This window comes from Mesorhizobium sp. M3A.F.Ca.ET.080.04.2.1 (assembly GCF_003952525.1).
Lineage (GTDB): Bacteria > Pseudomonadota > Alphaproteobacteria > Rhizobiales > Rhizobiaceae > Mesorhizobium.
Genome location: NZ_CP034451.1, coordinates 5,427,913 through 5,452,976, shown reverse-complemented (window position 1 = coordinate 5,452,976; position 25,064 = coordinate 5,427,913). Strand labels below are relative to the sequence as shown.

Here is a 25,064-nt window from a genome sequence, read left to right as displayed (position 1 = left end):
CAACGGTGATCCATGACTGAGCCTCCGCTGAAAGGCATCCGCGTTATCGAGCTTGCCCGCATCCTTGCGGGCCCTTGGGCTGGGCAGTTGCTTGCCGATCTCGGTGCCGATGTCATCAAGGTCGAGAGCCCCGATGGCGGCGACGACACCCGCAAATGGGGTCCGCCCTTCGTCATGAGCCACGATGGCGAGAACCTGTCGGCCGCCTATTACCATTCCTGCAATCGCGGCAAGCGTTCGATCGCCATCGACTTCTCCAAGCCCGAAGGTGCCGATACGCTACGCCGCCTCGTCGCTGAGGCGGATGTCCTGATCGAGAACTTCAAGCTCGGTGGCTTGAAAAAATATGGCCTGGATTATGAGAACCTTAAGGCGATCAATCCGCGCCTTGTCTATTGCTCGATCACCGGCTTCGGCCAGACCGGGCCTTACGCGCCGCGCGCGGGTTACGACTTCATCATCCAGGCCATGGCCGGCATGATGTCGATCACCGGCGAGGCCGGCCGCGAACCGCAGAAGGCTGGCGTCGCCATCTCCGACCTGTTCACCGGTCTTTATTCGGTGATCGCCATTCAGGCTGCACTGCGCCATGCCGAGAAGACCGGAGAAGGCCAGCATATCGACATGGCGCTTTTCGACAGCCAGATCTCCGCGCTCGGCAACCAGAACCTCAACTATCTGGTTTCCGGCAAGTCGCCGGTTCAGATGGGCAACGCCCATATGAACATCGCGCCCTACGAGGTGTTGCCGGTTAGAGACGGACACATCATCCTCGCCGTCGGCAACGACGGTCAGTTCGGCAAGTTCTGCGCCGCGGTCGGTCTCAACGATCTGCCCGCCAACCCGGATTTCGCCACCAATCCCGCGCGCGTCGCCAATCGCGCGAAGCTGCGCGAACTGATCATCGAGACGCTGAAGACAGTCGATCGCGATCCGCTGCTGGCGAAGCTCGAGGCCGCCGGCGTACCGGCGAGCCCGATCAACAACATCGGCCAGATGTTCGACGACCCGCAGACGATTGCGCGTGGCATGCGGCTCGACCTCGACGACGGCCATGGCAATCTTCTGCCTTCCGTGCGTGCGCCGATGGTGATGTCGGGCACGCCGCTCGTCTACGAGCGCCCCTCGCCGCGCCTCGGCGAACACACGCAAGAGATCCTTGCCGAATTGGAGAGGTCAGGACGATGAAGACCGGCGGACGACTGATCGTCGAGGCGCTTGAAGCGAACGGCACCGACCGCATCTTCTGCGTGCCCGGTGAATCCTACCTCGCGGTGCTCGACGCGCTGCATGACTCGCCGATCCGCACCATCGTCTGCCGCCAGGAAGGTGGCGCCGCGATGATGGCCGACTGCCAGGGGCGGCTGACCGGCAAGCCCGGCATCTGCTTCGTCACCCGCGGCCCCGGCGCCACCAACGCCTCGGCCGGTATCCACATCGCCATGCAGGATTCAGTGCCGGTCATCCTGTTCATCGGCCAGGTCGCCAGCCACGCCAAGGAGCGCGAAGCCTTTCAGGAGGTCGACTACAAGCGCTTCTTCGGCGACATCGCCAAGTGGGTGGTCGAGATCGACGATGCTGCGCGCATCCTGGAATTCGTCACCCGCGCTTTCGCGGTCGCGACGTCGGGCCGTCCCGGCCCGGTCGTTGTCTCGTTGCCCGAGGACATGCTGACCAGCGAGGTCGAAGCGCCGGCTGCACTTGCCCACATGCCGGTGGAGACGCGTCCCGGCGAGGCCGAGCTCGATGCGCTGGAGAAACTGCTTGGCCAGGCCAAGCGCCCGTTCGTCATCCTCGGCGGCACGCGCTGGGACGCTGACGCGGTGGCGCAGATCCAGACAATCGCCGAGACATGGTCGCTGCCCGTCGGCTGCTCCTTCCGCCGCCAGATGCTGTTCGACCACCTTCATCCGAACTATGCCGGCGACGTCGGCATCGGCATCAATCCAAAGCTGGCGGCGGCGATCAAACAGGCCGATCTGGTGCTGCTCATCGGCGGCCGCATGGGCGAGATGCCGTCTTCCGACTACACGCTGCTGAAAAGCCCCTATCCTGACCAGGCGCTGGTGCACATCCATGCCGATGCTGGCGAACTCGGCCGTGTCTACCGGCCGACGCTGGCGATCAACGCCTCGCCCGCCGCCTTTGTCGAGGCCTTCGCCAGGCGCAAGCCGGCCGGTACGCCATCATGGGCAGCCGAGACGGCGAAAGCGCATGCCGACTATCTCGAATGGTCGACGCCGCCGGAGACCGGCCCCGGCGCCGTACAGATGGGCCCGATCATGAACTATCTGGAAAAGGCGCTGCCCGAGGACGCCATCCTATGCAACGGCGCCGGCAACTACTCCACCTGGGTGCATCGCTTCCACCGCTTCCGCCGCTTCGCCACGCAGGCAGCGCCGACCTCCGGCTCGATGGGCTACGGCACGCCGGCAGCGGTCGCCGCCAAGGCGCTGCATCCGGATCGCGAGGTCATCGCCTTTGCCGGCGACGGCTGCTTCCTGATGAACGGCCAGGAGTTCGCAACCGCCGTCCAGTACGACCTGGCGATCATAGTCATCGTCGTCAACAACGGCATCTATGGCACGATCCGCATGCACCAGGAGCGTGAGTATCCGAGCCGGGTCGTCGCCACCGACCTCAAGAATCCGGACTTCGCCGCCCTCGCCCGGGCTTATGGCGGCCATGGCGAGACGGTCGAGAAGACCGAGGACTTCGCGCCAGCCTTCGAACGCGCCAGCGCCAGCGGCAAACCGGCGATCGTCGAGATCAGGCTCGATCCCGAAGCGATCACGCCGACCCGCACGCTGACGCAGATCCGCGATAAGTCGTGACGGCAAGAACGAGGGGGCCGGCTGCCTCGTTCCTGCCCGCAAAAAAGTCCGCTACATCGATCCGGCGGCCTTCTCGATCTGCCCGCGGATCTCGCCATCCTTGTTGGCGGCGGTGTGGACGTTGACATAATATTTGCCGGCTTCGAGGTCGGCCGCCTGCGCATCGGTCAGCGTCGCCGATCCCTTGATCGGGCTCTTCAGCTTCTTGAACGGAATGACGGGCGGAGCGTTCTCACCCGCCGCGGCCGGACCGTGGATATGAGCGGCGACCGCCGGCCCGCTAAGACCGGAATATTTGACGTTCCAGCTGAGTTTCTTGCTGGTGGTGTCGAAGGTGAGCGTGGCTGTTCCCTTGCCCTTGGTGGTGACTGGCGGGCTCTGCTGGCTGCCGTCGAGCGTGGCCGTGTACTTCACGGTCTCGGCCATGGCCGGCGATGCGAGCAGGAAGGCGGTCGAAACGGCGAGCGCCGAGAGCATCGGCAAGAACTGAATGCGCATGAAGGACCTCCGTTTGGCTGGCGCAGCCGCCGCGGCTCCCCGGCATGCGGATGCGTCAACGAGAACGGTTTGGCGCCGCGATGTATCCCGCTACACGCATATTTTACCGCCGCCACGAAAAAAGGAGCCGTCACCCCGTTCGACCTCGGCGCGCAGCGCCCTGCCGCGCACCGACGCGAAAAAGTGGTGCTCAGACGCGTGCCAGCGCCTGCGCCAGGTCGGCGATGAGATCGTCGGGATGCTCGACCCCGATCGACAGCCTGACCGTGGTCTCAAGCACGCCGATGCGCTGGCGCACGTCGAAAGGAATACCCGAATGGGTCATGGCCGCCGGATGGCTGGCCAGCGATTCCGTCCCGCCCAGGCTTACCGCCAGCTTGAATATCTGCAGGCTGTTGAGAAAGGCAAAGGCTGCCGTCTGCCCGCCGCGTATATCGAAAGAGAAGGTCGAGCCGGCGCCACTGCACTGCGCCCGATAGGTGCGACCCGCGGGTGTGTCCTCGCCCACGAAGGGTAGATAGTGCACCTTCTCGACCTTGGGATGGTCGCGCAGAAATTCGGCGACAAGGCGCGCATTGTCGTTCGCTCGCTCCATGCGGATCGACAAGGTCTCGAGCGAGCGGCCGAGCATCCAGCAGGAATGCGGGTCGAGCTGCGTGCCGATTGCGCCGCGCAGCGCCTTGATCGGCTTGGTTATCGCCTTGCTGCCCATGGCAGCACCCGCGATCAGGTCGGAATGACCGCCGACATATTTGGTCAGCGAATAGAGGGACACATCCGCGCCGTGTTCGATCGGCCGCTGGAACACCGGCCCGAGCAGCGTGTTGTCGCACACGATGATTGGCGTCGCCCCTTGCCGGACGCCGATCTCGTCGGCGATCCTCCGCATCAGCTCGATGTCGACAAGGCTGTTGGTGGGGTTTGACGGCGTCTCGATCAGGATGACCGACACCCGGCCTTGGCTGACGGCTGCGTCGGCAGCGGCGCGCACCGCCCCCTCGTCGACCCCGTCCGCGAAGCCGACAGCATTGATGCCGAAGCCGGAAAGCGTGCGCGTCAGAAGCGTTTCGGTGCCGCCATAAAGTGGCTGCGAATGCAGGATGACGTCGCCCGGGCGAGTATAGGCGAGCAGCGTCGTCGCGATCGCCGACATGCCGGACGAGAACAGGATGCAGGCGTCCGTCCCTTCAAAGATCGCCAGCCGGTCCTCGACGATCTCGCTGTTGGGATGGTTGAAGCGCGAATAGACCAGGCCGGAAGCCGTGCCGCTCGGAGGTTCCTTGCGGCCGGAGGTGTAGTCGAAAAAATCGCGTCCCTCTTCCGCCGACTTGAACACGAAGGTCGAGGTGAGGAACACCGGCGGCTTGACGGCGCCCTCCGAGAGCTGCGGATCGAAGCCGTAGCTCAGCATCAGCGTCTCCGGGTGGAGCTTGTGGTTTCCAATGTGGGTTTTGGAAGGGCGCGGCGCGGTCATGGGCTTTTTCCTGCTTTTCGAGGAGTGTCGCACGGCAATTTAAGCCATCCAGATCAGGCAGTCCTTGCTATTTTTGGGCTCGTATGGCTGCCTTCCCGCAATCAATTGCCCGGAGAGGCCAAAAATGCCGCAGAAGATAGCCGACGACTTCGACCGCAAGATCCTGCGTGAACTGCAAGCCGACGCCCGCATCACCAACAACGAGCTTGCCGAGCGGATCGGTCTGTCGCCATCGCCCTGCCTGAGACGCGTGCGGCGGCTGGAAGAAGCCGGCGTCATCAGAGGCTACACCACGCTGGTCGATCCGGCCGCCTTCGGCTGGGGCATGGTCGCCATCGCCACCATCCGGCTCGGCCGTCAAAATGAGGACGAGATCGTCATGTTCGAGGACGCGATCCGCGGCTGGGAAGAGGTGCTGGAGTGCCACCTTGTCACCGGCTCGCGCGACTATGTGCTGAAGGTGGTCACCGGAAGCCTCGAACAATACGAGCGCTTCATCAAGGAAAAGATCGCGCGGCTGAAATGCGTCGCCTCGATCGAGACCAGCTTCGTCATGAACACCATAAAGGAACGGCGTCTCTGACACCGATGCATGTCGCCCAGAACTGCGCAGCGGTTTGGGGCAACATGGCGCAAAAAGAAAAAGAGCGGCTCTACAGAACCGCTCTTTCCAGAGGTCTCGTCCTCAAGCAACAGGACGTTGCCGTAGGCTTACTTGATCGCCTTGTCCGTGATCGCCGTCGTGTAAGCGCCGGAAGGCTCCTTGGCGATGATCTTCTGGTCGAGCAGCGCCTTGGCGGTGCGCTCATAGGTCGCCGGATCGAGCTTGCCGTCCGCGTTGTCGATCAGCTTGGCGACTTCGCCCATCATGCGCTTCTGGTGGTTCTCGTCCTGGCCGCCATTGTCCATGACGATCTCAGCCGCTTCATCCGAATTGTCGACGGCGTATTTCCAGCCCTTCATCGAGGCGCGCACGAAGCGCACCATCTTGTCCTCGAAGGCCGGATCCTTGAGCTTCGTCTCGAGCGCGTAGAGGCCGTCCTCCAGCAGGTCGTTGCCCATTGCCGAGTAGTTGAAGACGGTGAGTTGTTCCGGCTTGTAGCCGGCGTCGATCAGCTGCCAGTACTCGTTGTAAGTCATGACCGAGATGCAGTCTGCCTGCTTCTGGATCAGCGGCTGCACGTCGAAGCTCTGCTTAAGCACCGTGACGCCATCCTTGCCGCCATCGGTCTTGAGGCCGAGCTTGTTCATCCAGGCATAGAACGGATACTCGTTGCCGAAGAACCAGACGCCCAGCGTATGGCCCTTGAAGTCGGCTTCGGTCTTGATCGGCCCGTCTTTCGGGCAGACCAGTTCCATGCCGGCCTTCTTGAACGGCTGAGCGATATTTACGAGCGGCACACCCTTTTCGCGCGCGGCCAGCGCGCCGCCCATCCAGTCGACGATCACGTCGGCGCCGCCGCCGGCGATCACCTGCTCGGGCGCGATGTCGGGACCACCCGGCTTGATGTCGACGTCCAGGCCCTCGGCTTCATAGAACCCCTTGGCCTTGGCGACATAATAGCCCGCGAACTGGGCCTGCGTGACCCACTTCAGCTGCAGCGTCACCTTGTCGGCCGCCATCGCCTGGAAAGCGGCCAGCGACATTGCGCCGGCCAAGGCAGAAACTACAAGTCTTTTCATATTTTTACCCTCTGAGGTTAGCACCCTTGAACCCACCGCCCCTATCCACCACGGACAGAGGGATGCCAAAACGTGACGGCTCTCTCGGCGAGAGCGACCACGCCATAAAAGACCGAACCCGCAAGTGCTGCAACCGCGATTTCGGCCCAGACCATGTCGATGTTCATCCGCCCGACTTCCGTCGAAATGCGGAAGCCCATGCCGACAACCGGCGTGCCGAAGAACTCCGCGACGATGGCGCCGATCAGCGCCAGCGTCGAGTTGATCTTCAGCGCGTTGAAGATGAAGGGCGCCGCCGCAGGCAGCCTGAGCTTGATCAGTGTCGGCCAGTATCCCGAAGCATAGGTGCGCATCAGGTCGCGCTCCATGTGGCTGGACGCGGCAAGCCCGGCGACCGTGTTCACCAGCATCGGGAAGAAGGTCATGATGATGACCACCGCCGCCTTGGACTCCCAGCCGAAGCCGAACCACATGACCATGATCGGCGCGACGCCGATGATCGGCAGCGCCGACACCATGTTGCCGATCGGCAGCAGGCCGCGCCTGAGGAACGGCACGCGGTCCGCGGCGATAGCCGCAAGAAAGCCGGCGCCGCTGCCGGCGATATAGCCGAAGATCACCGCCTTGAAGATGGTCTGCTGCACATCGGCAGCAAGCACCGGCAGCGAATTGGCGATGCGGGCGCCGATGGCGCTTGGCGGCGGCAGCAGGATGAAGGGGATGCCGGCGCCGCGCGTCACCGCCTCCCAGATGATCAAAATCCAGGCGCCGAAAATCGCCGGAATGATCAGCCGCAGCGCCGTCCGAGCCCAGTTGGCCACGGGACGCAGAGAAGACAGCACCGCCACGCAGCGCCATCCGAGAAGCCACGCAGCAGCAAGGAGGAGGAAATACGGCGCCAGTGCCGTCCCTTCGAACCCGCCTATTCCGGCGATCAGTAGCCACGCCGCGAGATGCGCGCCGACGAACAGCACGACAGCCTCGAAGATGGGCGGCAGCCGCGTCATCGAGACGGCTGCCGCGATCAGCAGCAGGCCGAGAATGAGCCCCTTTGTCTCGAGATAGGGGGGTGCGACGGTGGCGGAGGGTTGTGCCAGCGCCGCGGCTTCCGGGCTCGACATCGGGCCAAGCGCCAGCGCAGCCAGGCAGAGCATCACCGCCAGCACCGGTTGCCAGGAGGGTCTTAGCCAATTCATGCCGGCCTCCCGCCCATAGCGCGGTCGACCAGGCGCCCGGCAATGCCGACCACGGTGACCAGCAGCGCCGCCACGATGGAGCCGGCCACGAGTGCCGACCAGATGTCGATCGACTGGCTGTAATAGGCACCGGAGAGCAGCTTGGCGCCGATGCCGGCGACGGCCCCGGTCGGCAGTTCGCCGACGATGGCGCCGACCAGGCTCGCCGCCACCGCGACCTTCATCGAGGTGAACAGGAACGGCACCGATGCCGGGACCCTGAGCTTCCAGAAGATCTGCGAGCGGCTGGCATTATAGGTATGCATCAGGTCGAGATGCATGAGCTCGGGCGAGCGCAGGCCCTTCACCATGCCGACGGCGACGGGGAAGAACGACAGATAGGTCGAGATCAGCGCCTTGGGGATCAGGCCCGTGATCCCGATCGCCGCCAGCACCACGATGATCATCGGCGCCACCGCCAGGATCGGGATGGTCTGCGAGGCGATGATCCACGGCATCAGGCTGCGATCGAGCGAGGCCACATGGACGATGCCGACCGCGATGATGATGCCAAGCGCCGTGCCGAAGGCAAAGCCGAGCAGCGTCGAGGACAGCGTCACCCAGGCGTTGTAGACGAGGCTCCGGTTCGAGGTGACGCTGCGCAGGAAGGTATTCTCGAAGAAATTCACCGCCACCTGATGCGGCGCTGGCAGCGTCGGCTTCGGCTGCGACAGCGTCTTGCCGATAAATTCGATCGTGCCAGGGTTCTGGTTGGCGCGTTGGTCGAGGTCGCGTTGGAACGGCGTGTTGAGGATGACGGCAAAGACGTACCAGACCACCACCAGGCCGGCGAGGATGGTGGTTACGGGGACGATCTTGGAGCGGAAGCTATCCATCAGCGCTCCCCTTCTCCTCTCTCCCGCGGGGAGAGAGTGGCCGGAGCGAAGCGAAGGCCGGGCGCCATCGTCTGGGGTGCTGCAACGTTGCTGTTCTTCGTCATCCTAGGGTGAAGCAAGGAGCGAAGCGACGCGGCGCAGATCCTAGGATGACGGAAGGCGCGGTTGGGCCGGTCCTCATCTCCCACCCCCTCAATCCTCATAGCTGTGCCCTGCCCGCAAACCATCGCGCACGCGCGCGGCGATCGCCAGGAATTCCGGCGTCTCGCGGATGTGGAGCGGACGCTTCCTCGGCAAGGTCGATTCGATGATGTCGGTGACGCGGCCGGGACGCGGCGACATGACGACGATGCGCGTCGAAAGATAGACCGCTTCGGGGATCGAGTGGGTGACGAAGCAGATCGTCTTGTTGGTCGAATCCCAGAGTTCCAGAAGCTGTTTGTTCAAATGATCGCGCACGATTTCGTCGAGCGCGCCGAACGGCTCGTCCATCAACAGAAGATCGGCGTCGAAGGCGAGCGCACGCGCGATCGAGGCGCGCTGCTGCATGCCGCCGGAAAGCTGCCAGGGATACTTCTTCTCGAAGCCGGACAGGTTGACCATTTCCAGCGTGCGCTTGATGCGCTGCGCCTGCTCGGCACTGCTGAGGCCGATGATCTCGAGCGGCAGCGCCACGTTGCGCTCGATCGTGCGCCAGGGAAAAAGGGCTGCGGCCTGAAAGACATAGCCATAGGCGCGTTTCTCGCGCGCCTGCTCCGGCGACATGCCGTTGACCGAGATCGCACCCGAGGTCGGCTTTTCCAGGTCGGCGATGACGCGCAGCAAGGTGGTCTTGCCGCAGCCGGACGGGCCGATGAACGACACGAACTCGCCCTTGCCGATGCTGAGGTCGACATCGGTCAGCGCCTGCACCGGACCGTCATTGGTCTGAAAGGTGAGGCCGAGCTTGCTTGCCAAGACGGCGGCTGGCGACTGTGCGGTCATTGGCTGCGGTCCGCCTGTCGCAGCCGCTGCCGCGCCGGCTGGAATCCGATTGCATTTGCCCTGATGTTGCTTTCCCCTTGTCCAATCCCACTCGATCGACGCCGCCCGGAGCCATGCCGATGTCGCCAGCACCCACTTGTCATGTTATTCGCCCTGATAGCACTTATGAAGGCAAGCAGGGGCTGAGCTATTTCGCCGGTATCGCCGCCGAGACCGTCGGCTCTTCCGGCATCTGCATGCATCTGCTCACCATGCCGCCCGGCGCCCGCGCCAAGGCCCATATGCATGACAACCACGAGACGGCGATCTATGTGCTCTCGGGCGAGGTCCATACCTGGTATGGCGACCGGCTCGAGCACCATACCGTCGTCAAGGCCGGCGACCTCTTCTACATTCCGGCAGGCGTGCCGCACCTGCCGGCCAATCTCAGCGGCGCGCCGTCTTCGGCGGTCATTGCCCGCACCGATCCCAACGAGCAGGAAAGCGTCGTCCTGCTGCCGGAACTGGATGCGCTGGTTGCCTAGAGCAATTCCAGGAAAAGTGTGACACGGTTTTCCGTCGGGAATTGCGGCAAGAGACAAGGCATTTTGCAGCCAAACGGAATCGCTTGGCGTCCCACAAATGCTGTCTCGCTTCGGAATCGAGGGAAAAACTCCAAGCGTCATTTGCACCGCGAGACTTCGCCCATCACGTTACCGTCCTCGCCGGCGATCACCAGCTTCTTGGCATTCTTCTTGCTGCGCTTGATGATGAACTTTATCGGCGACTGCCCCTCTTCGCCTTCCGCCTCGCATTTTGCCGTCACCACTAGCGATCCGTCGGCCTGCGCTTGGCTGTCGCTGAAGGTGCAGGCGCTGGCGGCCGTGATCAGCTCCTTGTCGGTCAGAAGCAGCATCCGATCGGCGGCGACTTCCTGGCCGTTTCTGTTGATGCAGCCATACTTGTCGCCATAAGGCTTGCTGAGGTCGATGCCGGCGGCAACGGCCGAGCCTCCGGCCAGCGCGGCCGCCGCGATTGCGAGAAAAATAGCGCGCACGCTCAAACTCCGGTCGCCGGAATGCCTGAACGCTCCACCTTGCGCGGAGCGGTGATGTCCTTCCAGGTCGACAGCGCCCGGTTGACCGCCGCGTTCGGCTCGCGGGCGACGAACTCGCCATGGCCGATCTTGGCTTTGATGTCCGCCTCTTCGATCGACAGTTCGCCGCGCGAGAAGACGAAGCGCGGCAGCCCCGTCACCTCGAAACCCTCGAACACATTGTAGTCGATCACCGACTGTTGCTTGTTGGCAGAGATCGTCTTCTTGCGCTTCGGATCCCAGACCACGATGTCGGCGTCCGCACCTTCGACGATCGCGCCCTTCTTCGGATACATATTGAGGATCTTGGCGATGTTGGTCGACGTCACCGCGACGAACTCGTTCATCGTCAGCCGCCCGGTGTTGACGCCTGTGGTCCACAGGATAGGCAAGCGATCCTCGAGACCGCCCGTGCCGTTCGGGATCTTGGTGAAGTCGCCGATGCCGTTGCGCTTCTGCTTGGTGGTGAAGGAGCAGTGGTCGGTGGCCACCACCTGCAGCGAGCCGGCCTGCAGGCCCGCCCAAAGCGAATCCTGATGCCACTTGCTGCGGAAGGGCGGGCTCATCACGCGGCGCGCCGCGTGATCCCAGTCCTTGTTGAAATATTCGCTCTCGTCGAGCGTCAGGTGCTGGATCAGCGGCTCGCCGAACACCCGCATGCCCTTCTGGCGCGCGCGGCGGATCGCCTCGTGGCTCTGTTCGCAGGAGACATGCACGACATAGAGCGGCACGCCTGCCATGTCGGCGATCATGATGGCGCGATTGGTGGCCTCGCCTTCCACTTCCGGCGGGCGCGAATAGGCGTGGCCCTCGGGACCGTTGTTGCCGGCAGCGAGCAGTTTTTGCGACAGTGCGGCGACCACGTCGCCGTTTTCGGCATGGACCAGCGGCAGCGCCCCAAGATCGGCGCAGCGCTGGAACGACGCATACATCTCGTCGTCGTCGACCATCAGCGCGCCCTTGTAGGCCATGAAGTGCTTGAACGAGGTGATGCCCCGATCGACGACGGTTGCCATCTCGTCGAACACCTGCTTGCCCCACCAGGTGATCGCCATGTGGAAGGAATAGTCGCAAGCCGCCTTCGAAGTCTTGTTGTCCCACATCTGCAAGGCTTCGAGCAGCGACTGCTGCGGCGCCGGCAGACAGAAATCGACCACCATGGTGGTGCCGCCGGAAAGCGCTGCCCGTGTGCCGGATTCGAAATCGTCGGCCGAATACGTGCCCATGAACGGCATTTCGAGATGGGTGTGCGGATCGATCCCGCCCGGCATGACATAGCAGCCGGTGGCATCGAACTCATGGTCGCCATGCAGGTCGGAGCCGATGGCGATGATCTTGCCGTGGCTGAACACCACATCGGCCTTCCACGTGCGGTCGGCGGTGACGATGGTGCCGTTCTTGATGACTTTGGTCATTCTCTTGTTCCCTTCTTCTGCACTTCTTTTGAGCGCTTCGGCTGTTCTCAAATCATCCGAGAGTTGGCCTGGACTGACGCTACATCACTCCAACTTGCCGCAATATCTCTTCCACGCAGCCGTCAAAGGAGCCCGCCAACTCGCCGGTCGAAAACCTGAGCACACGATAGCCCTGCCGGCCATGCCATGCATCGCGCGTTCGGTCTCTGTCCATCCGCTCCGGCGTAAAATGATGCTCTCCATCAACCTCGACGACCACGCCCTTCTCGTGCAGGACAAAGTCTGTATGGCCCGACGCAGCGCCCGTGCACGCTTGATGGCGACGGGATCGATCGCGGTCGGTGCCAAGGCGAGTACCCCCACCCTCAATCCCTCCCCACAAGGGGGAGGGAGGCTAGGCGTCGCGCTGTCATAGCCCAGTCATCAAAGCTCTGCGCAACAAGGAAAAGCGAGGACGATGCCAATTCCCCTCCCCCTTGTGGGGAGGGGTTAGGGGTGGGGGTACAGCGCCGAACCGTCACTCCACGATCCCCGCCGTCTCGACCACCGCGTGGAACAGCACGTCGGCGCCCGCCGCAGCCCATTCCTTGGAGATGTCCTCGGCCTCGTTGTGGCTGAGACCGCCGACGCAGGGGCACATCACCATGGTCGCCGGCGCGACCTTGGCCGCCCAGCATGCGTCGTGGCCAGCGCCGGAAATGATGTTCATATGGCTGTAGCCCAGCTTTTCGGTGGCCGTGCGCACGCGGCCGACCAGGGTCGGATCGAAGGTCACGGGATCGAAATGGCCCACCGCCTCGACCGAGCATTTCACCCCGAGCGGCTCGCAGATCTTCGGCGCCTCCTGCTCGATGCGGGCGCGCATGCTGTCGAGCTTGGCCTGGTTCGGCGAACGGATGTCGACGGTGAAGATCACCGTGCCTGGCAGCACGTTGCGCGAATTGGGCGAGAACTTCACTTGGCCCACCCCGCCGACGGCGCCAGGCTGGTTTTCCATGGCGACCGTCTGCACCATTTCCAGGATGCGCGCCATGGCGAGCCCGGCGTTGACGCGCATGTTCATCGGCGTCGAGCCGGTATGCGCTTCCCTGCCGGTCAGCGTGAATTCGAGCCACCACAGGCCCTGGCAGTGTGTCACCACGCCGATCTGCTTGTTCTCGGCCTCGAGAATCGGGCCCTGCTCGATATGATATTCGAAATAGGCGTGCATCTTGCGCGCGCCGACCTCTTCGTCGCCCACCCAGCCGATCCGCTTCAACTCGTCGCCGAAGGTCGCGCCGTCGAGATCCTTGCGGCCATAGGCGTAGTCGAGCGTGTGGACACCCGCGAACACCCCTGAGGCGAGCATGGCCGGCGCGAAACGCGCCCCCTCCTCGTTCGTCCAATTGGTGACGACGATCGGATGCTTGGTCTTGATGCCGAGATCGTTGAGCGAGCGCACGACCTCGAGGCCCGAAAGCACGCCGAGCACGCCGTCATATTTGCCGCCGGTCGGCTGCGTATCGAGATGAGAGCCGACATAGACGGGCAGCGCGTCCGGATCGGTGCCGGCGCGCGTCATGAACATGGTACCCATCTGGTCCACGCCCATCGCGAGCCCGGCCTCGTCGCACCAGGACTTGAACAGCGCTCTGCCTTCTCTGTCGGAATCGGTCAGTGTCTGGCGATTGTTGCCGCCGGCAATGCCGGGGCCGATCTTCGCCATCTCCATGATGGAATCCCACAAACGGTCTGAATTGATTCGCAGATTCTCGCCGGGGGCGGCCATTCCAAGTCCTCTCATTTCAATGTCCAACCGGGCGGCGGTTCCCGACGCCACCCGGTTGGTCGAAGCAGATTAGTCTATCGACCTCAGCACGTCCCTCACATGGTCGATCAGTTCGTTGATCTGGCCCTTGGTGATGATCAGCGGCGGCGACAAAGCGATGATGTCGCCGGTGGTGCGGATCAGCGCGCCACGTTCGAACGCCTTGACGAAGGCCGAGAAGGCGCGCTTGGTCGGGCTGCCGGCGATCGGCGCCAGCTCGATCGCACCGATCAGCCCGATGTTGCGGATGTCGATGACGTGCGGCTCGCCCTTCAGCGAATGCAGCGCATCCTCCCAATAGGGCGCCAACTCCTCGCCGCGGGCGAGCAGGCCCTCGTCCCTATAGGTGTCTAAAGTGCCGAGCGCGGCGGCGCAGGCGATCGGATTGCCCGAATAGGTATAGCCGTGGAAGAACTCGATCATATGCTCCGGGCCGGTCATGAAGGTGTCGTGGATCTCCTTCTTGACGAACACCGCGCCCATCGGGATGACGCCGTTGGAGACGCCCTTGGCCGTGGTCATGATATCGGGCGTGACGCCGAAATAGTCCGCCGCAAACGGCGTTCCGAGACGGCCGAAACCGGTGATGACCTCGTCGAAGATCAACAGGATGCCGTGCTTGGTGCAGATTTCGCGGAGCTTCTGCAGATAGCCCTTCGGCGGCAGGATGACGCCGGTCGAGCCTGCGACCGGCTCGACGATTACGGCAGCGATGGTCGAGGCGTCGTGCAGCGCGACGAGCCGCTCCAGCTCGTTGGCCAGTTCGGCGCCATGCTCCGGAACGCCCTTGGAGAAGGCGTTCTTTTCGGGCAAATGCGTGTGCGGCAGATGATCGACGCCGCCGAGCAGCGTCCCGAACATCTTGCGGTTGGTGACGATGCCGCCGACCGAGATGCCGCCGAAATTGACGCCGTGATAACCGCGCTCGCGACCGATCAGCCGGGTGCGCGAGCCCTCGCCACGGGCGCGGTGATAGGCGATCGCCATCTTCAGCGCCGTATCGACCGATTCCGAGCCGGAATTGGTGAAGAACACGTGGTCCATGCCCCGCGGCGCGATATCGACCAGGCGGTTCGCCAGCTCGAACACAATCGGATGGCCCATCTGGAAGGCCGGCGCATAGTCGAGCTCGGCCGCCTGCTGCTGGATCGCCTCCGTGATCTTCGGCCGGCAGTGGCCGGCATTGACGCACCACAGCCCGGCAGTGCCGTCGAGCACCTTGCGGCCGTCGCTGGTGGTGTAGTGCATGTCCTTGGCGGACACGAACATGCGCGGCGCCTGCTTGAACTGCCGGTTTGCCGTGAACGGCATCCAGAATGCGCTGAGATCGTTCGGCGTGACTTTCAGCCGGTTGGACATGACCAAGACTTCCCCTTGTAACCTGTTTCGGTGCGGCTAACGCTTGGTCTTCCCAGCACTTGGTCTTCGCGTCGTTTTCGTGCTACGCAAATTTTGACCGATTGGACAAACGTTAGCACCGCCCTGTCGGCGGTCAAGGGATTACTAGCGGAAATGGGGCATCGGAAGGGCGTTCCACAGGTCAAGGAAAAACTGGTCCAGAGAATTGGTCCAGATCGCCTGCAGGCCGGCGGCCGGCAAGGGTGACGGACACGATGGAAGGTTCAACTCCCCGTCGCACCCGTATCCAGCAGGAAAAGCGTGAACTTATCCTGGAAGCCGCGCTGGAAGTCTTCTCCACCAACGGTTTTCGCGGCTCGACCATCGACCAGATCGCCGAGGCCGCCGGCATGTCGAAGCCGAACCTTCTCTATTATTTCCGGCGCAAGGAAGACATTCACGAGACCTTGATGCAGCGCCTGCTGGACACCTGGCTGGCGCCGCTCAAGGAACTCGACGACATCGGCGATCCGATGACCGAGCTCAGGAGCTACATCCGGCGCAAGCTCGAGATGGCGCGCGACTTCCCGCGCGAAAGCCGGCTCTTCGCCAACGAGATCCTGCAGGGCGCCCCACGCATCATGCCGATGCTGGAGGGCGAACTGAAGACGCTGGTCGACGAGAAGGCCGCCCTCATCAAGAGCTGGATGCGCGCCGGCAAGATCGCCCGCACCGACCCGTGGCACCTGATCTTCTCGATCTGGGCAACGACCCAGCACTATGCCGATTTCGACGTCCAGGTGCGCGCCGTGCTCGGCCCCGACCGCGGCGGCGACGGCCGCTTCGAGGATGCCGCACGGTTCCTGGAGCAGTTGTTCCTGGATGGGCTGAAGCCGAAGGATTAGCGGACGTCCTCGTCGCTTGGCTGTTGCTATTCGTGCAAATTAGCCGAGGCCCTCGTCATTTCGTCATCCACGGGCGGAGTAAGGAGCGTAGCGACGCAGCGCAGACCCGAGGATCCATTCCGTGCCCTCGGAGCTCCGCTACCGTGCAGAATTCTGCATCGCTGCATCCCACGGCTAAGGTAACGGAACGGATCCTCGGGTCTCCGCGTCCGCTTCGCTCCCGCTCTGCCCGTGGATGACGAAGCCGATGGGCCTGTCACCAACCAACTCACGCGCTGCGGCGTTCGCTCGGAAGCCCCTCCAGCAACTTCTTGAGCTTGGCGATCGAGTTGTGCTCGGCGAGCGGCGTATAGACGATCAGCCGCATGTCCGAACCATCGTCGATCGAAAGGCTCATATGTTCGAAGGCCATCGCGCCGGCCGTGGGATGGCGGACATGCTTCACCCCCGCCAGTCTTCGCGCCACATCTCGCCTTGGCCACCAATCCCGGAACTCCGGGCTTGAGCGCATCATGAGCGCGATCAGCCGGTCGAAGTCTGGATCGCCGACATATTTGGCGCTCTCAGCGCGAAACGAAGCGAGCACAACGCGGGCGAGTTCTTCCCAGTCGACCAGCAGCCGGCGGTGATGCGGGCTGGTGAACACCAGATGGACGATGTTGCGGGCATCGCCCTCCAGCAGCTCATAGTCGCCGAACACAGCCGCAGCCGCTCGATTCCAGGCCAGCAAGTCCCAGCGCCGACCAACCACATAGGCCGGCTGCAGGACCAGGCTCTGCAACATATGCAACAGCGTGCCGTCGACCTTTTCGGGCACAGTCACGCGACGCTGTGGCTGCTGGCGGCCGGCAAGGATGAACAGATGCCGCTTCTCGACGCCATCGAGACGCAACGCCTCCGAGAGCGCCGAAAGCACCTCGACCGAAGGCCGCACGTCTCTGCCCTGCTCGAGCCAGGTGTACCAGGTCGTGCCGACACCGGCGATCATCGCCACCTCCTCGCGCCTCAGCCCGGGCGTGCGGCGTCTGCCGCCAGTCGCGAGACCTAAGTCCGCCGGCGACAGCCTTTCGCGGCGCGAGCGCAGGAAAGCGCCAAGCTCGCGGCGGCGACTGTCCTCAGCGGAATGGCTCACGGCATCCATGCCTCTATTATAGCAGTATCGATACCAGGATAAAGTTTGAACTGTTTGCGGTGCGCCCAGCGCCCCATCTTTCGCTCAGAGCAAGTGTAAGGAGGCTCTGATCATGGAACTCAAGGACAAGACCGTTCTGGTCACCGGCTCGACCGACGGCGTCGGCCGTGTCGTCGCCGAAAAGCTGGGTGCCGCCGGCGCGCGCGTGCTGGTGCACGGCCGCGACCAAGACCGAGGCAGGGCGACGGTGGCCGCCATCGAGGCAAGAGGTGGTAAGGCCGAATTTCTCACGGCCGACCTCGCCTCACTGGCCGAAGTGCACCATCTTGCCGATGCCGTGCGCGCCCGCACCGACCGGCTCGACATCTTGATCAACAATGCCGGCGTCGGCACCGGCGGCCAGGATGCGAAAAGGCAGGTCAGCGCCGACGGCTATGAGCTGCGCTTCGCCGTCAACTATCTCGCAGGCTTCCTGCTGACATCGCAATTGCTGCCCTTGCTCAAGGCAAGCGCGCATGCGCGCATCGTCAACGTCGCGTCAGCTGGCCAGCAGGCGATCGACTTCGATGATGTCATGCTGACCCACGGCTACAGTGGCGTGCGCGCTTACTGCCAGAGCAAGCTGGCGCAGATCCTGTTCACCATTGATTTGGCCGAACAGCTCAAAGGCACTGGCGTCAAGGCCAACGCGCTGCATCCGGCAAGCTACATGGATACCACCATGGTCAGGCAGGCGGGCGTCGAACCTTGGAACTCGGTCGAGACTGGCGCCGACGCCATCGTCAACCTCGTGGCTTCGTCGGCACTCGAAGTGCGCAGCGGCCTCTATTTCGACGGCCAGCGGGAATCGCGCGCCGATCCCCAGGCCTATGACGAAAGGGCACGCCATCGGTTGCGGACCTTGAGCCTCGAATTGATCGGACCTGCGTCCTCGACCTCCAGGGAACAGCACTCATGAACACCGAACACTGCGTGATCATAGGCGGCTCGTCCGGCATCGGCCTTGCCACCGCCAAACACTTGGCCAGTCCGACGATGAAAGTCACGATCACCGGCCGCAATGAGGAGAAACTGAAGAGCGCCTGGGAGAGCCTCGGCTGCACGGTCGGCAAGGCCGCTTTCGATGCGAGCAAGCCGGACGAGGTACGGTCGTTCTTCGAACGCCTGGGGCCGTTCGATCATCTCGTTCTCGCGGCGAGTGGCGGCAAAGGGCTTGGGCCGTTCGCAACCCTCGACCTTGCCGACATCGGCAGCGGCGTCGACGAAAAGATCCGCCCGCAACTATTCTGCCTGCAGGCCGCCTTGCCGACTTTGAACAGAGCCGGATCGGTCACGTTCATTTCGGCGGTCTCGGCCCAGCTCGCGATGCCTGGCATCGCTGGCATCGGCGCCGTCAACGGCATGCTCTTGACCGTGGCGCCGATCCTCGCGGTCGAACTGAAGCCGCTGCGCGTCAACGTCGTCGCGCCGGGGGTCATCGACACGCCCTGGTGGGACTTTCTGCCGGGCGAGCAGCGGCAGGCGGTTTTTGCCGAATATGCCGGCAAGACGCCGGTCGGTCGTATCGGTCGTGCCGAGGATGTCGCTTCGGCAATAGCTTTCCTGGTCTCCAACGGCTTTGTCACCGGCCAGGTGCTGACCTGCGACGGCGGCCTGCGCTTTAACGCGTGAACGACGAGGGCGCGCGGATCTTTCGTCCGCGCGCTGGCCGACCCGATCAAGCAGCCTTGGCAGCCGGCATCGGATGGATGGCATGGAACGGGACGCAAAGCCGGTTCCAGGTGTTGATCATGCCAAGCGCGACGGACAGCTTGACCAGTTCCTCTTCCGAGAAGTGTTCGAGCGTCCGGGCATAGAGTTCGTCCGACACGCCGTTATTGGCGATCAGGGTGACGGCCTCGGTCCAGGCAAACGCGGCGCGCTCGCGCTCGGAAAACAGCGGCGATTCCTTCCAGGCCGCCACCAGATAGAGCCGCGTCTCGGTCTCGCCGTCGTGCCTCGCCTCACGGCTGTGCATCTCGACGCAGTAGGAGCAGCCATTGATCTGCGAGGCCCTGAGCTTGACCAGATGCAGCAAGCTTTTCTCCAGCCCGCATTCGTCGACAGCCTTGTTGAGCGCCGACACCGCCTTCATGAGCTCCGGCGCCTTCGCGTAGAACTGCAGTCTCTGTTTCATGACCTTACCCTTCACACTTTGCTTGGTTGAAATTTTTGGCCCGATTTCTGCGGCCGCTGGTGTCGCTCGACGAAAGCGCAGCTTGCAGCGACCGAACGGGGATCGGCATCGCTCATGAAATCGGCAACGATGTTGGAAAGCTTCGCTTCGGCCAGCGCCGCGCGATAGGCGCGCTCGGCCTTCAGCATCGCGGCATTGATGCCGCACGGTTTCACATAGGCCGAGGCGTCGAGCTTTGCTGGGCCGCGCTGGCGGATCTCGCCGCATCGGAAGGCAGGGTCGCGCCCTTCGACCGCGAGCACGATGTCTAGCAGCGTGATGCGCTCGGCCGGCCGCGCCAGGCGGTAGCCGCCGGCAGGTCCCGGCACCGATTCCAGGATACGAGCAGTCGTAAGCTGATTGAGATGCTTCAACAGATAGCTCGGCGACAATCCGAAGGCTTCCGCCAGGGCGGCGCCCGATATGGTGCTGTTGCCTTTGACGCCGGCAAGTGTGGCGGCGCAGTGGATCGCCGCTTCGACGCCTTCCCCGAGTTTCATGGCCTGCCGCTCCTATTCATGGATAAGCTTTATCATGGATAATCCTTATCTGCAATAGGAGAGACAAAAACGGCGCCCGAAGGCGCCGCTGTTTCGCTCGACCGCGTGTCGCTATTCCGCGGCCACCTTGGCCATCGGGTTGTTCGGGTGCGTCGTCCAGTTGGCGTAGATCGGTGACACCGGCTTGCCGGTGCGCTGGTCTACCACCCCGGCGGCTAGGGGCTCCATGGTGATGCAGCCTTCCACCGGGCAGACATTGACGCAGAGATTGCAGCCGACGCATTCGGCCTCGATCACCTCGAAATGCCGCTTACCGTCCACCATGCTGGTGATGGCCTGGTGCGAAGTATCCTCGCAGGCGATGTGGCAGCGGCCGCACTTGATGCAGGCGTCCTGGTCGATATGCGCCTTGGCGACATAGTTCAGGTTGAGATACTGCCAGTCCGTGACGTTGGGCGTGGCGCGACCGATGATTTCGTTGAGCGAGGGATGGCCCTTCTCGTCCATCCAGTTCTCCAGCCCGGCGATCATCTCCTGCACGATCTTGAAGCCATAGGTCATCGCCGCGGTGCAGACCTGCACATTGCCGGCGCCGAGCGCCATGAACTCGGCCGCATCGCGCCAGGTGGTGATGCCGCCGATGCCAGAGATCGGCAGGCCGCGCGTTTCCGGATCACGCGCGATCTCGGCCACCATGTTCATGGCGATCGGCTTCACCGCGGGACCGCAATAGCCGCCATGCGAACCCTTGCCGTCGATGGTCGGCTGTGGTGCAAAACTGTCGAGATCGACGCCGGTGATCGAATTGATGGTGTTGATCAGCGACACGGCATCCGTTCCACCTGCGTGTGCCGCTCGCGCCGGCTTGCGGATATCGGTGATGTTGGGTGTCAGCTTGGTGATGACGGGCATGCGGGTGTTTGCCTTGCACCAGCGTACCACCATCTCGATATATTCCGGCACCTGGCCCACCGCCGAGCCCATGCCACGCTCCGACATGCCGTGCGGACAGCCGAAATTGAGCTCGATGCCGTCGGCGCCGGTTTCCTCGACCACCGGCAGGATCGCCTTCCAGCTCTCCTCCACGCATGGCACCATCAGCGAAACGACCACCGCGCGGTCCGGCCAGTCCTTCTTGATCTGCTTGATCTCGCGCAGATTGGTCTGCAGCTCTCGGTCGGTGATCAACTCGATGTTGTTGAAGCCGAGCAGGCGCCGATCGGCGCCCCAGATCGCGCCATAGCGCGGACCGTTGACGTTGACGACGGGCGGCCCCTCTTCACCAAGCGTCTTCCACACCACGCCGCCCCAGCCCGCCTTGAAGGCGCGCTCCACATTGTAGGCCTTATCCGTCGGCGGTGCGGATGCCAGCCAGAACGGGTTGGGCGACTTGATGCCGACGAAGTTGTTGCGGATGTCTGCCATGCTCATGCCCTCCCGTTAGAGGTCAGTGCCCGGTGGATGGATTCGGCGGCGTCGCGGCCTTGTGCCACGGCCGAAACCGTCAGGTCGTCACCGCCGAAGATGCAGTCGCCGCCGGCCCATACCTTCGCCAGCGAGGTGCGGCCTTCGGCATCGACCTTGATGCGTCCGCCCTCAAGCTCGATCTGCTCGCCGCTGCCGTTGAGTTGAGCCGGCACGAAGCTCTGGCCGATCGCCTTGAACACCTGGTCGGCGTTGAGCCTCAGCGTTTGGCCCGTGCCGGCCAGCTTGTCGCCATTCATGGCGGTGTATTCGAGTTCGATCGCCGACACTTTGCCGTTCTCGGCAATGACGCGCTTCGGCTGCAGCCAGTGTCGGATGGTGACCCCGTTGGCGGCGGCCAGATCCTGTTCGAAGCCGGAGGCGTTCATGTGCTCCTGACCGCGCCGGTAGCAGACAGTCACTTCTTCGGCGCCGAGCAGCTTCGACTGCACCGCGGCGTCGATTGCGGTCATGCCGCCGCCGATGACGACGACGCGCCGGCCGACCGGCAGGCTCGAAAGATCGCTCGCCTGCCTGAGTTCCGCGATGAACTCGACGGCGTTGGCGACGCCGTCAGCCTCCTCGCCCTCGGCGCGCAGCGCATTGACGCCGCCGAGCCCCAGGCCCAGGAATACCGCATCGTAGTTGCGGATCAGGTCGGACAGTTGGAAGTCGCGGCCGAGCGCCTTTCCGTTCTGGATGTCGATGCCGCCGATGGAAGTCACGTAGTCGACTTCGGCCTGGGCAAAATTGTCGACACTCTTATAGGCGGCAATACCGTATTCATTGAGACCGCCAGCCTTCGGCCGCGCCTCGAGGATCGTCACGTCATGACCATGGCGGGCCAGGCGATGTGCCGCAGCTAACCCCGACGGCCCGGCGCCCACCACGGCGACCGTCTTTCCGGTCGGTTCGGAACGCGTGTAGAACTGCTTGTTCTCGTCCATCGCGACGTCGGTGGCATAGCGCTGCAGCCGGCCGATCTGCACCGGCTTGCCTTCCGCGACCTCGCGCACGCAGACCTCTTCGCACAGCGTCTCGGTCGGGCAGACCCGGGCGCACATGCCGCCAAGGATGTTCTGATCGAAGATGGTCTTGGCCGATCCGAGCGGATTGCCGGTCGCGATCTGCCGGATGAACAGCGGGATGTCGATCGACGTCGGGCAGGCATTCATGCATGGCGCATCGTAGCAGAAATAGCAGCGATCGGCCTCGACCAGCGCTTCATGTTGATCGAGCGGCGGGTGCAGGTCGGAAAAATTGTCGGCATATTGCTCGGTGGACAGCCGGCCGCCGGCGATGCCCTCGATGAAATGACCAGTCGCCATTCCAGTTTCCCCTTTTGTTTTCATTTTGGGGAAGGCTAGCACGTTTTATTTTTTTATCAATTGGTCAATTTTCGGCCAAGTCCCTGTATTGCTTGCATAAAACTTGAGATTCTTACTCATGTTAAGGCCGCAGCCTCCAACGACGATGGTTCACCCCTGATCATCGCATGGCCATGGATCGACCTGATCTGATCAGCGACCAGTTCCTGCAGCCGCCACAGATTGCGGTCGTGGATGCCGAAAATCTCGAGGTGGCTGACAGTGTTGTAGAGATACTCCGCCCCGGAGCCGACATGGCCGCACGCGCGTGCCAGTATCTGCGCTACCCTTTCCAGCGGCTGCCGGAGCGACGTGCCTCGTCCGGACACTCCGACCCAGAAGCCCAGCGCCCGCAGCGATCCCCGTGCCGTGCGCACCGGAACCCACCTCACCGAACTGACGCTCTCGTGATCGTCGATCTCGCGCCGCAGCAGCCTCTCGATCTGGGCCGGCTTCTCGCCATCGGGCAGCCGGTAGATCACGCCATCGCAGCGCCCGCCGCGTTCGAGCGCCATCATCAGCCCCGGCTGCCCGGCGCTGCCCCTCCAGCGCACCAGATCCAGGCAGAAAGACCGATGCCAGCCATAGGCGGAAGCGCGCTGGTGCTCGACGGATTCGAAGACCGGCTTCCAGATCAGCGACCCATAGGCGAATACCCACAGCGGGCCTTCACCGGCTTCGCCGCAGAGACGCGCGGCGAGCGCGCGGAAATCGTCGTCGCCCAGTTGCGTCCAATCCCCGCTCGGACCAGGATCGACCTCTTCCCGATGGCACAGCGCCACAAGCTCCGGCGTGAGCGACATCCGACGCATGGAAAATACAGCCCCTCTTTGCCGGCAGCAAAGTCGAAAACCGCAGGATACGCAAGATCGCAGGCTCAACGCCTTGCCGTTCGCTATTTCTGGCCCAGATGTCGGTTTTCCGTCGCCGAGTTCGTCCTAGGATGGATCAACCGCGATCGCTGCCTGAACCGGTGAGGAGACCGACCATGCCGAATGCCCCCAAACCCTTCTTCTGGTACGAATTGCTGACCACCGACCTCGATGCCGCCGAGGCCTTCTACACCGCCGTTGTCGGCTGGCGCGCCGAGCCCTTCGACAGTGCGCCGGGCATGCCCCGCTACATCGTCATGAATTCCAGCGTGCGCGGCGTCGGCGGACTGATGACGCTGCCGGAGGAAGCCGCCAAGGCGGGAATGCCGCCTTCCTGGCTCGGCTATATCTACACCAAGGATGTCGACGCTTCGACGAAGGCGCTCAAGGACGCCGGCGGCGCTGTCCACCGCGCGCCGGACGACATCCCGGGCGTAGGCCGCTTTGCGGTGGTTGCCGACCCGCAGGGCGCGACCTTCATGTTCCTGCAGCCCAACCAGCCCGAACAGCCGCCGGTGCCCGCAACAACGGCAGGCCATATCGGCTGGCACGAGCTCTACACCTCCGACTGGAAGGCCGCCTTCGACTTCTATTCGGGACAGTTCGGCTGGACCAGCGCCGGCCAGTTCGACATGGGCGAGATGGGCACCTACCAGACCTTCGGCGCCGGCCCTGAATCGGGCGGCGGCATGATGAACAAGCCGCCGCAAATCCCGGTTCCGGTCTGGCTGTTCTATTTCAACGTCGACGCCATCGACGCAGCCGCCAAGCGCGTCACCGACAATGGCGGCAAGGTCTTGATGGGGCCGATGGAAGTGCCGAGCGCGCAGTGGATCATCCAATGCCAGGATCCGCAGGGCGCACATTTCGCGCTGCTGGCGCCAGGGCGATAACGCTCGCTCTGCTACAGCATCAACTGGCGCCGGATCATTCCGGCGTCAGCACCGCGACCTTGAGGCCGGGCTTCTTCGCGCCGCTGAGCTGCACGGTGGCCGGACCGGCGGACAGCTTGAAGCGCACGCTCTTGCGAATTCCCGGACAGGTCTTCACGCCGCTGTAACCCGTCGACTTCACGGTTTGGCCGTCCTGCACGACATCGATCCAGGCCTCATCAGACAGGCTGAACTGGAGCTCGCCTTCAGGTGGTACGGTCACGCTTGCGGTCGCGCCGAACGTGCCGGCCGCCGGTGCACGTCCCGGAGGCACTTCAAAGCTGACCGTGTCGACCGCTGCGAGCGAGAAACTCATCGCCTGCCCGACCCTCAATGCGGCGCCTGACTGAGCGGCGGGCGCCGCCGGAAACAGGGCCTGCTCGCGTGTGACCGGCCATTTGAAGGTATCACACCCGGTGTCGCCGGCCATGGCGAAGCTCGGGCTTGCAAGGATTGCGAAAAGGCTGATGACGACTTTTTTCATGGCAAAGGGAGCTC

General features: G+C 63.5%; 26 protein-coding genes. 8 read left to right on the top strand and 18 right to left on the bottom strand.

Features of this window, described 5'->3' with window-relative positions:
- Positions 1–12: 12 nt before the first annotated feature.
- On the top strand, positions 13–1,188 hold the full coding sequence (locus EJ074_RS25975) for a CaiB/BaiF CoA-transferase family protein (protein ID WP_095808209.1): 1,176 nt from the start codon (positions 13–15) through the stop codon (positions 1,186–1,188).
- Complete coding sequence (locus EJ074_RS25970; RefSeq protein ID WP_129553866.1) at positions 1,185–2,834, top strand: thiamine pyrophosphate-binding protein; 1,650 nt, start codon at positions 1,185–1,187, stop codon at positions 2,832–2,834. Before EJ074_RS25975 ends, EJ074_RS25970 begins: the two co-directional genes overlap by 4 nt.
- 51 nt (positions 2,835–2,885) lie before the next feature.
- Here the strand turns inward: EJ074_RS25970 and EJ074_RS25965 are convergent, their stop codons facing one another.
- Both EJ074_RS25965 and EJ074_RS25960 read right to left on the bottom strand, forming a co-directional pair.
- A complete protein-coding gene (locus EJ074_RS25965) occupies positions 2,886–3,332 on the bottom strand; it encodes a CHRD domain-containing protein (protein ID WP_095808211.1) in 447 nt (148 codons plus the stop codon).
- A 190-nt stretch (positions 3,333–3,522) separates the two neighbouring features.
- Positions 3,523–4,806 carry a cystathionine gamma-synthase family protein gene (locus EJ074_RS25960; protein ID WP_095808212.1) on the bottom strand — a complete coding sequence of 428 codons (1,284 nt, stop codon included), beginning with the start codon at positions 4,804–4,806 and terminating at the stop codon, positions 3,523–3,525.
- A gap of 124 nt (positions 4,807–4,930) precedes the next feature.
- On the opposite strand from EJ074_RS25960, the gene EJ074_RS25955 reads away from it, so the two are divergent.
- Complete coding sequence (locus EJ074_RS25955) at positions 4,931–5,389, top strand: Lrp/AsnC family transcriptional regulator (RefSeq protein ID WP_095808213.1); 459 nt, start codon at positions 4,931–4,933, stop codon at positions 5,387–5,389.
- Between the two features lie 128 nt (positions 5,390–5,517).
- Here the strand turns inward: EJ074_RS25955 and EJ074_RS25950 are convergent, their stop codons facing one another.
- From EJ074_RS25950 to EJ074_RS25935, 4 genes are all read right to left on the bottom strand, one after another.
- On the bottom strand, positions 5,518–6,489 hold the full coding sequence (locus EJ074_RS25950) for an ABC transporter substrate-binding protein (protein ID WP_095808214.1): 972 nt from the start codon (positions 6,487–6,489) through the stop codon (positions 5,518–5,520).
- A 41-nt stretch (positions 6,490–6,530) separates the two neighbouring features.
- Complete coding sequence (locus EJ074_RS25945) at positions 6,531–7,685, bottom strand: ABC transporter permease (RefSeq protein WP_095808215.1); 1,155 nt, start codon at positions 7,683–7,685, stop codon at positions 6,531–6,533.
- Positions 7,682–8,560, bottom strand: a complete 879-nt coding sequence (locus EJ074_RS25940; RefSeq protein WP_095808216.1) for an ABC transporter permease — start codon at positions 8,558–8,560, stop codon at positions 7,682–7,684. Before EJ074_RS25940 ends, EJ074_RS25945 begins: the two co-directional genes overlap by 4 nt.
- 192 nt (positions 8,561–8,752) lie before the next feature.
- Positions 8,753–9,544: an ABC transporter ATP-binding protein gene (locus EJ074_RS25935; protein ID WP_095808217.1), complete on the bottom strand. Its 792-nt coding sequence runs from the start codon at positions 9,542–9,544 to the stop codon at positions 8,753–8,755.
- Positions 9,545–9,657: 113 nt separating this feature from the next.
- Here EJ074_RS25935 and EJ074_RS25930 point away from each other — a divergent pair, with 113 nt between their 5' ends.
- The gene (locus EJ074_RS25930; RefSeq protein WP_176478436.1) at positions 9,658–10,068 is read left to right on the top strand and encodes a cupin domain-containing protein; all 411 of its coding nucleotides are present in this window, start codon (positions 9,658–9,660) and stop codon (positions 10,066–10,068) included.
- Between the two features lie 137 nt (positions 10,069–10,205).
- Here EJ074_RS25930 and EJ074_RS25925 read toward each other — a convergent pair whose 3' ends face one another.
- The 5 genes from EJ074_RS25925 to EJ074_RS25905 form a co-directional block, all read right to left on the bottom strand.
- On the bottom strand, positions 10,206–10,580 hold the full coding sequence (locus EJ074_RS25925; protein WP_176478437.1) for a hypothetical protein: 375 nt from the start codon (positions 10,578–10,580) through the stop codon (positions 10,206–10,208).
- Positions 10,581–10,582: 2 nt separating this feature from the next.
- Positions 10,583–12,034, bottom strand: a complete 1,452-nt coding sequence (gene hydA, locus EJ074_RS25920; protein ID WP_095808219.1) for a dihydropyrimidinase — start codon at positions 12,032–12,034, stop codon at positions 10,583–10,585.
- Positions 12,035–12,113: 79 nt separating this feature from the next.
- Positions 12,114–12,293: a DUF559 domain-containing protein gene (locus EJ074_RS25915; RefSeq protein ID WP_245420525.1), complete on the bottom strand. Its 180-nt coding sequence runs from the start codon at positions 12,291–12,293 to the stop codon at positions 12,114–12,116.
- Positions 12,294–12,551: 258 nt separating this feature from the next.
- Complete coding sequence (locus EJ074_RS25910) at positions 12,552–13,802, bottom strand: Zn-dependent hydrolase (RefSeq protein WP_095808220.1); 1,251 nt, start codon at positions 13,800–13,802, stop codon at positions 12,552–12,554.
- Positions 13,803–13,871: 69 nt separating this feature from the next.
- Positions 13,872–15,200, bottom strand: a complete 1,329-nt coding sequence (locus EJ074_RS25905) for an aspartate aminotransferase family protein (protein WP_095808221.1) — start codon at positions 15,198–15,200, stop codon at positions 13,872–13,874.
- Positions 15,201–15,454: 254 nt separating this feature from the next.
- Here EJ074_RS25905 and EJ074_RS25900 point away from each other — a divergent pair, with 254 nt between their 5' ends.
- Positions 15,455–16,084: a TetR family transcriptional regulator C-terminal domain-containing protein gene (locus tag EJ074_RS25900; RefSeq protein ID WP_095808257.1), complete on the top strand. Its 630-nt coding sequence runs from the start codon at positions 15,455–15,457 to the stop codon at positions 16,082–16,084.
- 268 nt (positions 16,085–16,352) lie between these two features.
- Here the strand turns inward: EJ074_RS25900 and EJ074_RS25890 are convergent, their stop codons facing one another.
- On the bottom strand, positions 16,353–17,225 hold the full coding sequence (locus tag EJ074_RS25890) for a helix-turn-helix transcriptional regulator (RefSeq protein WP_129553864.1): 873 nt from the start codon (positions 17,223–17,225) through the stop codon (positions 16,353–16,355).
- Positions 17,226–17,328: 103 nt separating this feature from the next.
- Between EJ074_RS25890 and EJ074_RS25885 the strand changes: the two genes are divergently transcribed.
- Positions 17,329–18,174 (top strand): SDR family NAD(P)-dependent oxidoreductase, encoded by an 846-nt coding sequence (locus EJ074_RS25885; protein ID WP_095808222.1) that lies wholly within the window; start codon positions 17,329–17,331, stop codon positions 18,172–18,174.
- Positions 18,171–18,887, top strand: a complete 717-nt coding sequence (locus EJ074_RS25880; protein ID WP_095808223.1) for an SDR family oxidoreductase — start codon at positions 18,171–18,173, stop codon at positions 18,885–18,887. Before EJ074_RS25885 ends, EJ074_RS25880 begins: the two co-directional genes overlap by 4 nt.
- A 46-nt stretch (positions 18,888–18,933) precedes the next feature.
- Here EJ074_RS25880 and EJ074_RS25875 read toward each other — a convergent pair whose 3' ends face one another.
- The 5 genes from EJ074_RS25875 to EJ074_RS25855 all read right to left on the bottom strand — a co-directional run bounded on the left by EJ074_RS25875 (position 18,934) and on the right by EJ074_RS25855 (position 23,574).
- On the bottom strand, positions 18,934–19,392 hold the full coding sequence (locus EJ074_RS25875; protein ID WP_095808224.1) for a carboxymuconolactone decarboxylase family protein: 459 nt from the start codon (positions 19,390–19,392) through the stop codon (positions 18,934–18,936).
- 11 nt (positions 19,393–19,403) lie between these two features.
- On the bottom strand, positions 19,404–19,931 hold the full coding sequence (locus EJ074_RS25870; protein WP_095808225.1) for an Rrf2 family transcriptional regulator: 528 nt from the start codon (positions 19,929–19,931) through the stop codon (positions 19,404–19,406).
- Between the two features lie 111 nt (positions 19,932–20,042).
- A complete protein-coding gene (gene preA / locus EJ074_RS25865; RefSeq protein ID WP_095808226.1) occupies positions 20,043–21,356 on the bottom strand; it encodes an NAD-dependent dihydropyrimidine dehydrogenase subunit PreA in 1,314 nt (437 codons plus the stop codon).
- A gap of 2 nt (positions 21,357–21,358) precedes the next feature.
- The gene (locus EJ074_RS25860) at positions 21,359–22,723 is read right to left on the bottom strand and encodes an NAD(P)-dependent oxidoreductase (RefSeq protein WP_095808227.1); all 1,365 of its coding nucleotides are present in this window, start codon (positions 22,721–22,723) and stop codon (positions 21,359–21,361) included.
- Between the two features lie 116 nt (positions 22,724–22,839).
- On the bottom strand, positions 22,840–23,574 hold the full coding sequence (locus EJ074_RS25855; protein WP_129553863.1) for a gamma-glutamylcyclotransferase: 735 nt from the start codon (positions 23,572–23,574) through the stop codon (positions 22,840–22,842).
- A gap of 176 nt (positions 23,575–23,750) precedes the next feature.
- Between EJ074_RS25855 and EJ074_RS25850 the strand changes: the two genes are divergently transcribed.
- Positions 23,751–24,527: a VOC family protein gene (locus EJ074_RS25850; protein ID WP_095808229.1), complete on the top strand. Its 777-nt coding sequence runs from the start codon at positions 23,751–23,753 to the stop codon at positions 24,525–24,527.
- A 34-nt stretch (positions 24,528–24,561) separates the two neighbouring features.
- On the opposite strand, the gene EJ074_RS25845 is transcribed toward EJ074_RS25850, so the two are convergent.
- On the bottom strand, positions 24,562–25,050 hold the full coding sequence (locus EJ074_RS25845; protein ID WP_095808230.1) for a hypothetical protein: 489 nt from the start codon (positions 25,048–25,050) through the stop codon (positions 24,562–24,564).
- Between the last annotated feature and the right edge of the window lie 14 nt (positions 25,051–25,064).

Excerpts from the sequence above, each read along its gene's own strand:
- EJ074_RS25930 (WP_176478436.1), top strand. The coding sequence starts at position 9,658 with ATGCCGATGTCGCCAGCACCCACTTGTCATGTTATTCGCCCTGATAGC.
- EJ074_RS25960 (WP_095808212.1), bottom strand. The coding sequence starts at position 4,806 with ATGACCGCGCCGCGCCCTTCCAAAACCCACATTGGAAACCACAAGCTC.
- EJ074_RS25905 (WP_095808221.1), bottom strand. The coding sequence starts at position 15,200 with ATGTCCAACCGGCTGAAAGTCACGCCGAACGATCTCAGCGCATTCTGG.
- EJ074_RS25890 (WP_129553864.1), bottom strand. The coding sequence starts at position 17,225 with ATGGATGCCGTGAGCCATTCCGCTGAGGACAGTCGCCGCCGCGAGCTT.
- EJ074_RS25855 (WP_129553863.1), bottom strand. The coding sequence starts at position 23,574 with ATGCGTCGGATGTCGCTCACGCCGGAGCTTGTGGCGCTGTGCCATCGG.
- EJ074_RS25965 (WP_095808211.1), bottom strand. The coding sequence starts at position 3,332 with ATGCGCATTCAGTTCTTGCCGATGCTCTCGGCGCTCGCCGTTTCGACC.
- EJ074_RS25935 (WP_095808217.1), bottom strand. The coding sequence starts at position 9,544 with ATGACCGCACAGTCGCCAGCCGCCGTCTTGGCAAGCAAGCTCGGCCTC.
- EJ074_RS25975 (WP_095808209.1), top strand. The coding sequence starts at position 13 with ATGACTGAGCCTCCGCTGAAAGGCATCCGCGTTATCGAGCTTGCCCGC.
- preA (WP_095808226.1), bottom strand. The coding sequence starts at position 21,356 with ATGGCAGACATCCGCAACAACTTCGTCGGCATCAAGTCGCCCAACCCG.
- EJ074_RS25945 (WP_095808215.1), bottom strand. The coding sequence starts at position 7,685 with ATGAATTGGCTAAGACCCTCCTGGCAACCGGTGCTGGCGGTGATGCTC.
- EJ074_RS25950 (WP_095808214.1), bottom strand. The coding sequence starts at position 6,489 with ATGAAAAGACTTGTAGTTTCTGCCTTGGCCGGCGCAATGTCGCTGGCC.
- EJ074_RS25850 (WP_095808229.1), top strand. The coding sequence starts at position 23,751 with ATGCCGAATGCCCCCAAACCCTTCTTCTGGTACGAATTGCTGACCACC.
- EJ074_RS25845 (WP_095808230.1), bottom strand. The coding sequence starts at position 25,050 with ATGAAAAAAGTCGTCATCAGCCTTTTCGCAATCCTTGCAAGCCCGAGC.
- EJ074_RS25885 (WP_095808222.1), top strand. The coding sequence starts at position 17,329 with ATGGAACTCAAGGACAAGACCGTTCTGGTCACCGGCTCGACCGACGGC.
- EJ074_RS25900 (WP_095808257.1), top strand. The coding sequence starts at position 15,455 with ATGGAAGGTTCAACTCCCCGTCGCACCCGTATCCAGCAGGAAAAGCGT.
- EJ074_RS25910 (WP_095808220.1), bottom strand. The coding sequence starts at position 13,802 with ATGGCCGCCCCCGGCGAGAATCTGCGAATCAATTCAGACCGTTTGTGG.
- EJ074_RS25880 (WP_095808223.1), top strand. The coding sequence starts at position 18,171 with ATGAACACCGAACACTGCGTGATCATAGGCGGCTCGTCCGGCATCGGC.
- EJ074_RS25970 (WP_129553866.1), top strand. The coding sequence starts at position 1,185 with ATGAAGACCGGCGGACGACTGATCGTCGAGGCGCTTGAAGCGAACGGC.
- EJ074_RS25870 (WP_095808225.1), bottom strand. The coding sequence starts at position 19,931 with ATGAAACTCGGGGAAGGCGTCGAAGCGGCGATCCACTGCGCCGCCACA.
- EJ074_RS25940 (WP_095808216.1), bottom strand. The coding sequence starts at position 8,560 with ATGGATAGCTTCCGCTCCAAGATCGTCCCCGTAACCACCATCCTCGCC.
- hydA (WP_095808219.1), bottom strand. The coding sequence starts at position 12,034 with ATGACCAAAGTCATCAAGAACGGCACCATCGTCACCGCCGACCGCACG.
- EJ074_RS25860 (WP_095808227.1), bottom strand. The coding sequence starts at position 22,723 with ATGGCGACTGGTCATTTCATCGAGGGCATCGCCGGCGGCCGGCTGTCC.
- EJ074_RS25955 (WP_095808213.1), top strand. The coding sequence starts at position 4,931 with ATGCCGCAGAAGATAGCCGACGACTTCGACCGCAAGATCCTGCGTGAA.
- EJ074_RS25875 (WP_095808224.1), bottom strand. The coding sequence starts at position 19,392 with ATGAAACAGAGACTGCAGTTCTACGCGAAGGCGCCGGAGCTCATGAAG.